This is a genomic window from Streptomyces sp. NPDC044061, from assembly GCF_056434305.1.
Map to the genome: position 1 here is coordinate 320,127 of NZ_JBWKFL010000003.1, position 12,940 is coordinate 333,066.

The following is a 12,940-nucleotide window of genomic DNA, read 5'->3' on the forward strand; positions in this document are numbered from 1 at the left end:
CGAAGATGTACGACCCCACCGTCGCCCGGCTCACCTACCGGGCCCTGCTCGGCCGCCGCCGGGCCCTCATCCTCGGCGCGCTGCCCCTGCTGCTGCTCGTGATCTCCGTGGCCGTGCGCGCCCTGACCGGCGCGGACGACCAGACCGCCGCCGACGTGCTCGGCGGGTTCGCGCTCGCCACCATGGTGCCGATCATCGGCGTCATCGCGGGCACGGGCGCGATCGGCCCCGAGATCGACGACGGCTCCGTCGTCTACCTGCTGTCCAAGCCGCTGAAGCGGCCGACGATCATTCTCACCAAGCTGATCGTCGCCATCGCGGTGACCATGGTGTTCTCGGCGGTGCCGACCATGATCGCGGGCCTGATCCTGAACGGGAACGGCCAGCAGATCGCCGTCGCCTACACGGTGGCCGCGCTCGTCTCCTCCATCGCCTACTCCGCGCTGTTCCTGCTGCTGGGCACCGTGTCCCGGCACGCGGTGGTCTTCGGCCTGGTCTACGCCCTCGTCTGGGAGGCCCTGTTCGGCTCCCTGGTGCCCGGCGCGCGCACGCTGAGCGTCCAGCAGTGGTCGCTGGCCGTCGCCCACAAGGTCGCCGGCGGGGACCTGGTGACCTCCGACGTCGGGCTGACCACGGCCACGGTGCTGCTGGTCGCGGTCACCGTCCTGGCCACCTGGTACGCGGGCCAGAAGCTGCGGGCGCTGACGCTGGCCGGCGAGGAGTGACCGGTCCCCGTCTTGACGGGGGCTTCATCTCTGCCCGGGCAGACTGGGCAAAGCGGATGTTCGATTGGGAGGTCCGGATGGCAGAGGAGACGCCGCAGCGCGACGCCCGTGGACGGGCTGCCGGTGACGTCTGGGACGAGCTGGTCCTCGACGAGTCCTTCGTACGCGCCGCCGAGACCTCCGAGCCGTCCGCCCGGGCCCGGATGCTCGCCGCCCGCTGGCGGGCCGAGGAACCGCAGCCGCAGCCGTGGCGGTCGGACGATCCGCCGGCGGGCTGGTTCTTCAGCAAGGCGCGCCGGCGCAGGTGGCGCCGCCGGTGACACGGTCCCCCGGTTAATTCGGTGGCGCCCAACTCGGCGGCGGGGCAGAGTGGTTGTGCCCCATCCGCCGGGAGTGTCCCGGCGCCGCGATCTGGGAGAGGAGGCGGGCGATGTCCATGCACGGAAGTACGCCCGGCTCCCGACAGGGCAGTCCGAGGCGGGCTCCGGAGTAGCCGTTACCTCTCCGTGTAGCCACGGGCACTGCCCGGGGCGGCCGCTTCGAGCACGCGATGTCGCTCTCGCGTGGGCCGCCCACCCGGAGGATTGGCCGAGTGGTAAGGCACTGGCTTGCTAAGCCATGGTCGGGGGTGACCCCGCGCACGTTCGATCCGTGCATCCTCCGCGAGACGTTGCCACTGGGGCTCGGCCGAGGCTCAGGGCCGGAAGCATGTCGAAGAGACACCCGGTGCTTCTGACCGTGCCCACCCGTGCCGCCCCAGCGGCACGACCACTCACGGCCGTGGGGCGTGCCGTCGTTCGCCCTGCGGGTACGTGGGGGCCGGTGGCGCGGTTCCCCGCGCCCCTGGGAGTTGCGGCGCCGTCGGCCGTCGAGGCGCTCCGACCGCCGCGCATTCCTACGCCAGCAGTCTCTCCAGCACCACCGCGATGCCGTCCTCCTCGTTGGAGGACGTGACCTCGTCGGCCACCGCGCGGAGCTCCTCGTGGGCGTTGGCCATGGCCACGCCCCGGGACGCCCAGGCGAACATCGGGATGTCGTTCGGCATGTCGCCGAAGGCGATCGTGTCGGCCGCCTTCAGGCCCAGGCGGCGGGCCGCGAGCGACAGGCCCGTGGCCTTGGACAGGCCGAGCGGCAGCAGCTCCACGATGCCCGCGCCCGCCATGGCGACCGTGACGAGACCACCGGCCGCGAGGCGTGCCGCTTCCGCCAGGTCGTCGTCGCTCAGCGTCGGATGCTGTATGTAGATCTTGTTCAGCGGGGCGGTCCACAGGTCCGACGCGTCCGTGAACGGCGTCGCCGGGAGCGCGCCGGTGACCGCGTACCCCGGCCCCACCAGCACCTCGCCGTCCAGGCCGTCCCGGCTCGCCGCGAGGTGCAGCGGGCCCACGTCGGCCTCGATCTTGGCCAGGGCCACGCCCGCCAGCCGGCGGTCCAGGGTCACGGAGGTCAGCAGGCGGTGCGCCCCGGCGTCGTACACCTGGGCGCCCTGGCCGCAGACGGCGAGGCCGTCGTAGCCGAGGTCGTCCAGGATGTGCCGGGTCCAGGGGACCGCGCGGCCGGTGACGACGATGTGCGCGGCGCCCGCCGCGGTGGCCGCGGCGAGCGCTTCACGGGTGCGCTGCGAGATCGACTCGTCGGAGCGCAGGAGCGTTCCGTCGAGGTCGGTGGCGATGAGTCGGAACGGGAATCCGGCGCTCACTTGGCGACCGGCTCCAGGACCTCCCGGCCGCCCAGGTACGGGCGCAGCACCTTGGGCACGTACACCGAGCCGTCGGCCTGCTGGTGGTTCTCCAGGATCGCCACGATCGTGCGCGGTACGGCGCACAGGGTGCCGTTGAGCGTGGCCAGCGGGCGGACCTGCTTGCCGTCCCGGAGCCGGATCGACAGCCGGCGGGACTGGAACTCGGTGCAGTCCGAGGTCGAGGTCAGCTCGCGGTACTTGCCCTGGGTCGGGATCCAGGCCTCGCAGTCGTACTTACGCGAGGCCGAGGCGCCGAGGTCGGCGGAGGCGACGTCGATGACGCGGAACGGCAGCTCCAGCGACCTCAGCCACTGCTTCTCCCACTCCAGCAGACGCTTGTGCTCCTCCTGCGAGTCCTCGGGGGTGACGTAGGAGAACATCTCGACCTTGTCGAACTGGTGCACGCGGAAGATGCCTCGCGTGTCCTTGCCGTGCGAGCCGGCCTCGCGGCGGAAGCACGGCGAGAAGCCCGCGTAGCGCAGCGGCAGCCGGTCGGCGTCGATGATCTCGTCCATGTGGTACGCCGCCAGCGGGACCTCGGAGGTGCCGACCAGGTACAGGTCGTCCTTGTCGAGGTGGTAGACGTCCTGGGCCGCCTGGCCGAGGAAGCCGGTGCCGGCCATGGACTGCGGGCGGACCAGCGCCGGGGTCAGCATCGGGGTGAAGCCGGCCGCGGTCGCCTGCGCGATCGCCGCGTTCACCAGGGCCAGCTCCAGCAGGGCGCCGACGCCGGTGAGGAAGTAGAAGCGGGAACCGGAGACCTTGGCGCCGCGCTCGACGTCGATCGCGCCGAGGAGCTGGCCGAGCTCGAGGTGGTCCTTGGGCTCGAAGCCCTCGGCGCCGAAGTCGCGGATCGTGCCGTGCGTCTCCAGCGTGACGAAGTCCTCCTCGCCGCCGACGGGCACGTCGGGGTGGACGAGGTTGCCGAGCCGGAGCAGCAGGTGCTGGGTCTCGGCGTCGGCCGCGTCGCGCTCGGCGTCGGCGGTCTTGACGTCGGCCTTCAGCTGCTCGGCCCGCTTGAGCAGCTCGGCCTTCTCGTCGGCGGTGGCCTTGGGGATCAGCTTGCCGAGCTGCTTCTGCTCGGCGCGCAGCTCGTCGAAGCGGACGCCGGAGGACCTGCGCCGCTCGTCGGCAGACAGGAGGGAGTCGACGAGCGCGACATCCTCTCCACGGGCGCGCTGCGATGCGCGCACACGGTCGGGGTCCTCACGAAGCAGGCGAAGGTCAATCACGTGGCCAAGGCTACCGGTGCGAGCTCGCAGGCCACGACTCACTATTGCGACTCGCGACCCACGCGCCGATATGGGGCAATTACGCAGAGTGTCGACACTTGTCGCTGTGTGTAGTCGTGTGTCAATTGAAGCCGTCTCACTACCTGGAACGAGTCAGCCGGTGGACTCCTGGTTGACCGGATCGCCTTGTGGAGAGCGGCACTTGAGCGGGCCGTTGTCCACAGGAATCCATGCGCCGGGCAGAGTTATCCACAGGCTGTGCGGAAACTCTGTGGATTTTGGAATTGATCACTCCGGAAGTTCTGGCCGGACTGAGGAATTCCCGGTTCGAGCAGGGGTGACACCCACTTTCGGGTGGAAAGGGGTCGCTCCAAAAGATGAACCAAAGGAAACGAGTGGACGAAGGGTGACCTGCGGGACGGTGGCCGCATCTGGGACTTCCAGGGCGATTTGTCGACCAAGTCGCAGTCTCTTGTCGACTTGTCCCCAGGTCGAGAAGCGGACCTGTGGATAACTTCTGTGGATAACGAAGATACGCAGGTACGACTGGCCGGAAGCAGCGCTACGGCCGCTCTAGAACCGGCCGTCCTGGCAGCGCGCCACCCAGTCCGACGCCGCCACGAACTCCTCGTCCGAGGTTCCCGGAAAGGTGGACCTGGCCTCGCCCGGCTGGATGTCCGCGCGCGGATAGGAGCCGAGGAAACGAACCTGCAGACAGATCCGCTTCAGCCCCATCAGCGCCTCGGCCACTCGCCGATCGGAGATGTGGCCCTCGGCGTCGATGCAGAAGCAGTAGTTGCCGATGCCGGCGCCGGTCGGGCGGGACTGCAGCAGCATGAGGTTGATGCCGCGGGTGGCGAACTCGCCGAGCAGGTCGCGCAGGGCACCGGGGTGGTCGTCCCGCTGCCACAGCACCACCGAGGTCTTGTCGGCGCCGGTCGGCGCGGCGGGCCGGGCCGGGCGGCCGACCAGGACGAACCGGGTCTGCGCGTTCTCCGCGTCGTGAATGCCGGTCTCCAGGGCCTCGAGGCCGTACCGGGCGGCGGCGAACTCACCCGCGAAGGCGGCGTCGTACTTGCCCTCCTGGACCAGCCGCGCGGCGTCCGCGTTCGAGGCGGCCGACTCCCAGTCGACGTCGGGGAGGTTCTTCCTGAGCCAGTTGCGGACCTGCGGCTGGGCCGCCGGGTGCGCGGAGACCGTCTTGATGTCCGACAGCTTCGTGCCCGGGCGGACCAGCAGCGCGAAGGTGATCGAGAGCAGCACCTCGCGGTAGATCATCAGCGGCTCGCCCGCGACCAGCTCGTCCAGGGTGGTGGTGATGCCGCCCTCGACGGAGTTCTCGATCGGCACGAACGCGGCCTCGGCCTCGCCGGCCCGCACCGCGTCGAGCGCGGACTGCACCGACACGTACGGGATCAGCTCCCGGGTGGCCGCCTCCGGAAGCGTGCGCAGGGCGACTTCGGTGAAGGTGCCTTCGGGACCGAGATACGCATAGCTCGCTGGCATGTCCTCACCCTAATGGCCGTCGGGGAACGTGGCTTCCGTGTCTCATGGAAGCCACTCGACCGGGTGGTTTGAACCCCGATTCACCCCTCCAACAGCCCCTGTCCCACGTACTCCCCCTCGGCCGACCCACCGGGCACCGCGAACAGAGCGCTCGCCTCGTGCCGGATGTACGTCGAGAGCGCGTCCCCGCGGTCGAGCTTGCGCTGCACCGGTACGAAGCCGCGCAGCGGGTCCGCCTGCCAGCAGATGAACAGCAGCCCGGCGTCCGGCGTGCCGTCCGCGTCGATGCCGTCGTGGTAGGAGAACGGGCGCCGCAGCATGGCCGCGCCACCGTTCCGGTCGGGCCGGGTGATGCGGGCGTGCGCGTTGACGGGGACGACGTACTCGCCCTTGTCGTCGGTCTTCTCCAGGTCCATCGGGGTCGTCTCGCCGCCTCCGGACAGCGGCGCGCCGTCGGCCTTGCGGCGCCCGATGACCGCCTCCTGGGCGGAGTGCGACAGCTTCTCCCAGTCGTCGAGGAGCATGCGGATACGGCGTACGACGGCGTAGGAGCCGTTCGCCATCCAGGCGGGCTCACCCGAGGCGGGCACGAAGATCCGCTTGTCGAAGTCGGCCTCGGACGGCTTGGGATTGCGGGTGCCGTCCAGCTGGCCCATGAGGTTCCGGGCCGTCATCGGGTGGGCGGTGGCGCCCGGGGTGCGGTTGAAGCCGTTCATCTGCCAGCGGACACGGGCCGCGCTGCCGGCGTCCTTCTGGATGGCGCGCAGCGCGTGGAAGGCGACCAGGGCGTCGTCGGCGCCGATCTGCACCCACAGGTCGCCGTCGCTGCGCGCCTTGTCGAGCCGGTCGGAGGAGAAGTCGGGCAGCGGGTCGAGAGCGCCCGGCCGCTGCTTCTCCAGGCCGGTCTTCCCGAAGAAGCTGTGGCCGAAGCCGAAGGTGACGGTCAGGGAGGACGGGCCCGCGTCCCGGGCCACATCGGTGTCGTCGTGCGGAGCCGCCTTGCCCGTCATCAGCCGCTCGGCCGTCATGGACCAGCGGCGCAGCAGGGCCGTCGCCTCCTTGCGGCCCGCGCCCGCCGCCAGGTCGAAGGCGACGAGATGGCCGCGGGCCTGCAGTCCCTCGGTGATGCCGGACTGATGTTTCCCGTGAAACATCGCCCGGTCGGAGCCCACCGAGCTCAGCGGAGTGGCCTGGGCGGGCGCTGCCGCGTAGCCCACGGCTCCGCCGGTCGCGCCGAGCACGACCCCGGTGGCCCCGGCGGTGCCGAGCAGCGCGCGTCGGGAGATACCTGGGCCCGAGGCGCTGTCGGCGGCGGGTTCCCGCACCGCGGAGTCGGGCGTGCGGGCCTGAGGGACGGACTGGTCGGGCATGGTGTGGTTCAGCCGATCTGCGCGTTCTTGGAGACGGTCACCTGGTCGATGTCGGAGGTCCGCACGGTCACGGCGATCTTCCAGTCGCCCGCCATCGGGATCTGCACTCCGCTCGCCGACCAGTGGCCGGTGGTGATGTGGTCGGGGGTCACCGGAAGCGGTCCGAGCTTCTTCGCCTCCAGGGTGAAGGCGACCTTCACCTCGGGGACGTCGAAGGCGCGCCCGTTGGGCCGCTGGACGTAGACGTGCATCTCGTTGCCGCCCACGCGCGCGGGGTCGAAGTCGATCCGGACGAGGCCCTTGCCGTCGGTGCCGCCGGTGTCGAAGGGCATGTCCAGCGTCAGCGCGCCGGAGGAATTCGAGGACGAGGATGAAGACGACGATGAAGACGACGATGACGACGACGATGACGACGACGTGGCCGCCTTGGCTTCCAGCTCGGTGCGGCCCGGCTCGGTCTGGGTCAGCCAGGTGGTGACGGCGAGCAGCACGACCGCGACGCCCGCCTCGGCGAGCACAGAGCGGCGCAGGCCGAAGCGGTTCGGGTCGGCGGCCCGCAGCCGCTTCTGCCGGGCGGCGTCCACCGCGGCCCGCTGCCGGGCGAGCTGGGCGGCACGCTTGCCGTCACCGGCGGCGGCCGCCTTGCCGTCACCGGACGTGTCCGCTGTGGTGTCGCCGGACGCGGACTTCTTCCCGGACGCCTTCTTGGCGGCGGAGCCGACCTGCTCCTTCTCGCGCTGCTTCCCCTTCTTGGCGAGGGCGGCCGCGGCCGCGTCCACGAGCCGTCCCGTCCAGCGCCGCGAGATCCAGGCGATCCCCACCAGCAGCGCCACCAGCCCGATCTTGACCAGCAGCAGCTGCCCGTAGCGGGTCTCGGTGAACGCCGACCAGGAGCCGAGCTGGCGCCAGGACTGGTAGGTGCCGGTGACGACCAGGGCGAGGACCGAGCCGAAGGCGACACGGGAGAAGCGCTGGACGGCGGCGGCCTCGACCGGGGCCTCGGCGGGCGCCCGGTACAGGGCGACGATGAGAGTGGTGAGGCCGCCCAGCCAGGCGGCGACGGCCAGCAGGTGGAGGACGTCGACGGGCATGGCGATGCCCGGTTGGAGTCCGGTGGAGGCGTGCTCGGCCATGGCCCAGCTCGCCGCGAGACCGGCGGCCACGACCACTCCGCCGATCGCGAGCCCGAAGGTCAGGTCCCGCTTCTCCTCGCCCTCCTCGCGCCGGTTGTAGGCGCCGAAGAGGACGGCGATGAACAGCGCCGCGGCGGCGAGCAGCAGCAGCCGGGAGACCAGCGCGGCGCCGGTCTTGGTCTGCAGCACCTGGCCGAGCAGGTTGAGGTCGAAGACGTCGCCGAACTTCCCCGAGGAGGTGTAGGAGCCGCGCAGGAGCAGCAGCCACAGGGTGGCCGCCGTGAGCGCGAGCCAGCCGCCGACCACGAGCCGCTGCACGGCCCGTACGCCCGAGCCGCGCCGCCAGCAGGCCAGCACGAAGGCGGCGCCGCCCGCCAGCACGATGAACCCGGCGTACGACACGTACCGCCCGGCCGCGTACAGCAAGCCGACGACTCCGCCGCCCGCCGCCGCGACGCCGGAGACCACGGTCTGCGAGGGCGCCCCGATGGAGAAGGTGTAGGCACCCGAGACGGGGTGGCTGTCCGCCGAGACGACCTGGTAGGCGACCGTGTAGGTGCCCTTGGCCAGACCGCCCTTGAGCTTCACGGCGTATGTCGTCCCGCTGATGTTGGCGGGCCCGCCCACCTCGACGTTCTTCCCCTTGGGGTCAAGTACCTGCAGCGAGTCGTCGTTCATCGCCACCTTCTCGGAGAAGGTGAGCGACACCTGGGTGGGAGCCTTGTCGACCACCACCCCCTGCGCGGGGTCGCTGCCGGTCAGCGCGGCGTGCGCGGAGGCCGGTCCGGCACCCGCGAGGAGCGCGCCGGTGACGGCGAGCAGCAGCAGCACCAGGGTGCGCAGGCGGGGGGTGATGGTCCGCGTCAAGGTGGTCCCTCCCTCAGTGGCCGGTCGACGGGTTGTACGTGGCGGACTTCACCGGCATCTCGACGGTGAGGGCCCCGGACTTGGCGAAGGTGAGCTTCAGGGTGACCTTCTGGCCCTGCTCCGGCCTGTGCTTCAGCTTCTCGAACATCAGATGGTTGCCGCCGCTTTTGAACACGAGTTGACCATGGGCGGGTATGCCGAAGGAGCTCTTCTGCTCCATCGCCCCGCCGACGGTGCTGTGCATGGTGATCCGGCCGGCGACGTCGCTGGTCACCGAGGTCAGCTCGTCCTTCGCGCCGCCCTTGTTGGTGATCGTCAGAAACCCGGCGGCCATGTCGGCGGAGACCGGCTGGGGCATGTACGGCGAACTCACGGACAGCGCGGCCTTCGAGGCGCCGGAGTCCTGGTCCGAGCCGCAGCCGGTGAGGGCCAGGGCGCCGGCGAGGGCGGCCGCCGGCAGCAGCGCACGCCTCACGGCTTCGCTCCCTCGACGAGCTTGGGCAGGTCCTTGGTGTAGTCGTCGACCGTGGCGTCCTCGCCGTAGAGGACGTAACCGCCGTCGGTCTTCGGTGAGAAGGCGATGACCTGGGTGCCGTGGACCGAGACGACCTTGCCGTTCTTGTCCTTCTTGGTCGGCTCGATGGAGATGCCGAGGGAGCGGGCGCCGGCCTGGACGGTGGCGAAGTCGCCGGTCAGGCCGATGAACTGCGGGTCGATGCCCTTGAGCCACTTGCCCAGCTCGGCGGGGGTGTCGCGGTCGGGGTCGGTGGTGACGAAGACGACCCTGAGGTTGGCCTGCTCGGCCTTGGGCAGAGCCTTCTCGGCGACGGCGATGTTGCTCATCGTCGTCGGGCAGATGTCGGGGCAGTGCGTGTAGCCGAAGTAGATCAGGGTGGGGTGGCCCTTGGTCTCGGCGCGCAGGTCGTACTTCTTGCCGTGCGTGTCCGTGAGGACCAGGTCCGGCTTCTCGAACGGCTGGTCGAGGACGGTGGCGGCCTTGCCCGAGTCGGACTCCTCGGACACCACGGCGACGGGCGACTTGCCGTCGTCACCGCTGCCGCAGGCGGAGAGGGTCAGGGTGGCGGCGGCGAGCAGCGCGGCCGCGGCGAACGTCTTCTTGCGCATAGAAAAATGTCCCAGATGTGAGGTATCCGGCGCGCACCGGGGTCGTACGACAGCGTCGCACGGCCCCGGTGCGCGTGCGGAACGGTGGTCAGGCCGTCCGGCGACGGCCCGCGAGGACGCCGTAGCCCACGCCCGCGACGCCGATGACGATGCCGACCACGCCGAGCACGCGCGCGGTGGTGTCGCTGCCGCCCTTCGAGCCCTCGTCGGCGGCGGTGGCCTCGGCCTTGCCGTCGGTCTTGTCGGAGGCGTCCTCGGCGGTCGAGGTGCCGTGGTGGTCGCCGGTGGCGGCGGACAGCTCCAGCACCGGCGCGGGGTTCTCCGGCTCGTCCTGGCCCTTCTGCTGCACCTCGATCCAGCGCACGACCTCCTTGTCGGAGTACGTCTGGATCGCCTTGAACACGAGCTGGTCGGCGTCCTCGGGCAGGGCGCCGACGGAGAGCGGGAACTTCTGGAAGTAGCCGGGCTCGACGCCCTTGCCGTCGGCGGTCCAGGTGACCTTGGTGACGGCCTCGTCGATCTTCTGGCCGTGCATGGTCAGCGGCTTGTCGAGCTTGGACTTGGTGACGTCGATCTTCCAACCCGGGAGCGGCTCGGGCATCACGGAGGCGATCGGGTGGTCGGCCGGGAAGTTCACCTCGACCTTGGTGGTCGAGGCGTCGTCGCGCTCGTTGGGGACCTTGAAGTCGACGACCGCGTAGCCGCCCTTGGCGGCCGTGCCCTCGGGCTGCACGGTGACGTGCGCGAAGGCGGGGGCGGACAGGGCGAGGACGGCCGAGCCCGCGACGGCGGTGGCGGCGGCGATACGAGAAGCCTTCATGGCTGGGAGCACTCCACTCTGAGTGAGTTGCGGTGTGAGAGGGATGCGCGCGCGTGGTCGGCGTCGGGGCCGTGGCGCTCGGGAAAGCGCGCACGCACGCGTGCCGCACGACGGCGGCCCCTCTCGTCCGGGTCTCCGTTTCCGGCTCCGGTGGAGTGTGGTCGCGTCGCGTCAGGCGGCGAGGAGGAACGCGGCGGTGGGCGGGCCGCGCCGGATCACCGTGTGCTGGAGCGCGGTGGTGTGCGGGGCGGGCGTGTCGTCCTGGGCGGTACGACGGGGGCGTGGGCCCGGTTCGATCGAGGGCAGCAGCCCGGTGCACAGGGCGTGCGCCAGCGCGAGCGCCCCGCGCAGGGACCGCACGAGCGCCCCCTCCGCGACTCCGTGCGCCGACAGTTCGACCAGCCGCAGCAGGGCCAGGTCGCCGCGACGCAGCAGCCAGCCGGCGGCGACGGCCGCGAGGACGTGGCCGAGCAGCATCGGCAGGGACGGCAGCAGCGACGTCGGGGATCCGGCCGTGTCGTCCATGTGGCGCATGGCCGGCATGGTGCCGGCGCCCCGGCCCGAGGGGTCGATGAGGTGCGCGTCGAGCAGCAGCCGGTAGGCGTGCCCGGGGGTGAGCGCCGACGGACTGGACCCGCACAGGAGCCGGGCGGCCCGCTCGACGAGCGCGCTGTCGCTCGCCGGCATGCTCGTCGAGCCCATCGCCATCGCGCCGGACGCCCCGTGCTGGCCCAGCCCGAACAGGGTGTGCAGCACGGTCTGGCCGAGCGCGAGGAGAGCGGCGATGCCCGGCAGCGAGCGCGCGCGTCCGGCGAGCGGCGCCACGAGCAGCAGGGAGCCGAGGAATCCCGCGCCGAGCGTCCACAGGGGCACGCGTGCGCAGGAGGCCAGAGTGTGCCCGGCCGCGGCCAGCACGACGCAGACCGCGGCGAACACCGCGGCCCGCAGGATCCGGAGCCCGGCTCCGGGACGCGCCGTGCGCGGGTGGGGGGCAGTCATGGCGGGCCAATCATCCCACTGGGCTCACAGGGGCCCTGCGGCAGGTCGCGGGATCCCGCCACGGCGAAACGGCCGTTGTTACGACTGGAAGATCATCCTCCGCCGAAAGTCACCCCTCATACACCGATTCCTCCCGGGGCGCATCGACTGTATGGGCGGAGTCACGTCAACGGTGTGCTTACGGCCGCCTACGGGCGGCAATAGGTAACGGTATGTCGAGCCGCGGCCTGGAGGCTGGAGCATGAGCATCTGGTGGTCACTCCATCTGCGCCGCGAGGCAGCGAGCGTCCCGCTCGCCCGGCGGCTGCTGATCGGCACGATGGAGACGGCGGGTGTCGACCCCGATGTCTCCTACGACCTGTCCGTCGCCCTCAGCGAGGCCTGCGCCAACGCGGTCGAGCACGGTGGGGACGCCGCGCGCGGCTGCTCGGAGGCCTACCGGGTGACCGCCTATCTCGACGGCGAGAAGTGCCGGATCGAGGTGGCCGATTCGGGACCCGGTATCACGCGCCTCCCGGACGTCCGGCCCGTCCGCCAGGACGCCGAGCACGGCCGCGGGCTGTGTCTGATCCGGGAACTCGCCGACCACGTGCACATCGGCGTCGCCAAGCCGGGCCGGGGCGGGACGGTGGTGAGCTTCGACAAGATTCTCAAGTGGAAGAAAGATCCTTCCCTGCTTACGGCATGACGGGCGTCACGGGGAAACTCCGCCACTAGGGTGCGCGCATGCTTGTCGAATCGATGGAAAGCAAGGAAATAGCCGTCGGGGTGATCCTGCGTCCGCTCGCCGCGGCCGACGCATTGGCGCTCGCCTCCGCCTATACGGACAATCGTGCACACCTGGAACCGTGGGAGCCGCTCAGGCCGGAATCCTTCTTCACCGTCGTGGGGCAGGCCGAGCGCATCGACGGGCTGCTGCGGCAGTGCGCCGACGGCACCATGATGCCGTGGGTGTTCGAGGCTCCGGACGGGCGGATCGTCGGGGCCATCACCTTGTCGGGGATTTCCCGGGGCCCCTTCTGCAGCTCGTACCTCGGGTACTGGGTCGCCGCCGACCAGCAGAACAGGGGGCTGGCCAGCTCCGCGGTGGAGCAGGTCTGCCGCATCGCCCGGGACACGATCGGACTGCACCGGATCGAGGCCTCCACGCTGACCGAGAACACGAGTTCCCAACGGGTGCTCCACAAATGCGGATTCGAAGCGATCGGCCTTGCACCGAATTACCTGCACATCAACGCAAAATGGCGGGACTGCCGGCTCTTCCAGCGCGTGCTGCACGACCACGCCCCCCTTCCGTGAGAGGTTCGTTTCCGGCCTGATTTTCCGGCTTCCTCGCGTCCACAGCTCTTTGTCAGGTCGTGCCCATCGGGCCGGCGCGCGGCTTTCCCGACTTCCCCGGCCATGACGGGAAACCGCAGGAAC

The 12,940-nt window shown here is 70.8% G+C and carries 13 protein-coding genes and 1 tRNA gene; 5 read left to right on the plus strand and 9 right to left on the minus strand.

The features are described 5' to 3' along the window. Positions 1-5: 5 nt before the first annotated feature. From AC07CM_RS06285 to AC07CM_RS06295, 3 genes are all read left to right on the plus strand, one after another. Complete coding sequence (locus AC07CM_RS06285; RefSeq protein WP_478875167.1) at positions 6-725, plus strand: ABC transporter permease subunit; 720 nt, start codon at positions 6-8, stop codon at positions 723-725. A 77-nt stretch (positions 726-802) separates the two neighbouring features. Then, positions 803-1,045, plus strand: coding sequence for an SGM_3592 family protein (locus tag AC07CM_RS06290; RefSeq protein ID WP_478875168.1), 243 nt, complete (start codon positions 803-805; stop codon positions 1,043-1,045). A gap of 258 nt (positions 1,046-1,303) precedes the next feature. Further along, positions 1,304-1,388 (plus strand) — tRNA-Ser (locus AC07CM_RS06295). 232 nt (positions 1,389-1,620) lie between these two features. Here AC07CM_RS06295 and AC07CM_RS06300 read toward each other — a convergent pair. The 9 genes from AC07CM_RS06300 to AC07CM_RS06340 all read right to left on the minus strand — a co-directional run bounded on the left by AC07CM_RS06300 (position 1,621) and on the right by AC07CM_RS06340 (position 11,518). Then, the gene (locus tag AC07CM_RS06300; protein ID WP_478875169.1) at positions 1,621-2,424 is read right to left on the minus strand and encodes an HAD family hydrolase; all 804 of its coding nucleotides are present in this window, start codon (positions 2,422-2,424) and stop codon (positions 1,621-1,623) included. Then, positions 2,421-3,698, minus strand: coding sequence for a serine--tRNA ligase (serS, locus tag AC07CM_RS06305; RefSeq protein ID WP_478875170.1), 1,278 nt, complete (start codon positions 3,696-3,698; stop codon positions 2,421-2,423). The genes AC07CM_RS06300 and serS overlap by 4 nt, the downstream gene beginning before the upstream one ends. Positions 3,699-4,271: 573 nt before the next feature. Beyond that, the gene (gene pheA, locus AC07CM_RS06310; RefSeq protein WP_478875171.1) at positions 4,272-5,204 is read right to left on the minus strand and encodes a prephenate dehydratase; all 933 of its coding nucleotides are present in this window, start codon (positions 5,202-5,204) and stop codon (positions 4,272-4,274) included. A gap of 80 nt (positions 5,205-5,284) precedes the next feature. Continuing rightward, a complete protein-coding gene (gene efeB / locus AC07CM_RS06315) occupies positions 5,285-6,574 on the minus strand; it encodes an iron uptake transporter deferrochelatase/peroxidase subunit (RefSeq protein WP_478875172.1) in 1,290 nt (429 codons plus the stop codon). An 8-nt stretch (positions 6,575-6,582) separates the two neighbouring features. Then, on the minus strand, positions 6,583-8,574 hold the full coding sequence (locus AC07CM_RS06320) for a copper resistance CopC/CopD family protein (protein WP_478875173.1): 1,992 nt from the start codon (positions 8,572-8,574) through the stop codon (positions 6,583-6,585). 13 nt (positions 8,575-8,587) lie between these two features. Next, positions 8,588-9,049, minus strand: coding sequence for a copper chaperone PCu(A)C (locus tag AC07CM_RS06325; RefSeq protein ID WP_478875174.1), 462 nt, complete (start codon positions 9,047-9,049; stop codon positions 8,588-8,590). Then, entirely contained in the window at positions 9,046-9,699 is a 654-nt protein-coding gene (locus AC07CM_RS06330) for an SCO family protein (RefSeq protein ID WP_478875175.1), read from the minus strand. The genes AC07CM_RS06325 and AC07CM_RS06330 overlap by 4 nt, the downstream gene beginning before the upstream one ends. Before the next feature lie 88 nt (positions 9,700-9,787). Beyond that, positions 9,788-10,519, minus strand: a complete 732-nt coding sequence (locus AC07CM_RS06335) for a YcnI family copper-binding membrane protein (RefSeq protein ID WP_478875176.1) — start codon at positions 10,517-10,519, stop codon at positions 9,788-9,790. A 171-nt stretch (positions 10,520-10,690) separates the two neighbouring features. Next, the gene (locus AC07CM_RS06340; protein ID WP_478875177.1) at positions 10,691-11,518 is read right to left on the minus strand and encodes a hypothetical protein; all 828 of its coding nucleotides are present in this window, start codon (positions 11,516-11,518) and stop codon (positions 10,691-10,693) included. A 241-nt stretch (positions 11,519-11,759) separates the two neighbouring features. Between AC07CM_RS06340 and AC07CM_RS06345 the strand changes: the two genes are divergently transcribed. Both AC07CM_RS06345 and AC07CM_RS06350 read left to right on the plus strand, forming a co-directional pair. Beyond that, the gene (locus tag AC07CM_RS06345; RefSeq protein WP_478875178.1) at positions 11,760-12,206 is read left to right on the plus strand and encodes an ATP-binding protein; all 447 of its coding nucleotides are present in this window, start codon (positions 11,760-11,762) and stop codon (positions 12,204-12,206) included. A 38-nt stretch (positions 12,207-12,244) separates the two neighbouring features. Next, entirely contained in the window at positions 12,245-12,817 is a 573-nt protein-coding gene (locus AC07CM_RS06350) for a GNAT family N-acetyltransferase (RefSeq protein WP_478875179.1), read from the plus strand. The last annotated feature ends 123 nt before the right edge of the window (positions 12,818-12,940 follow it).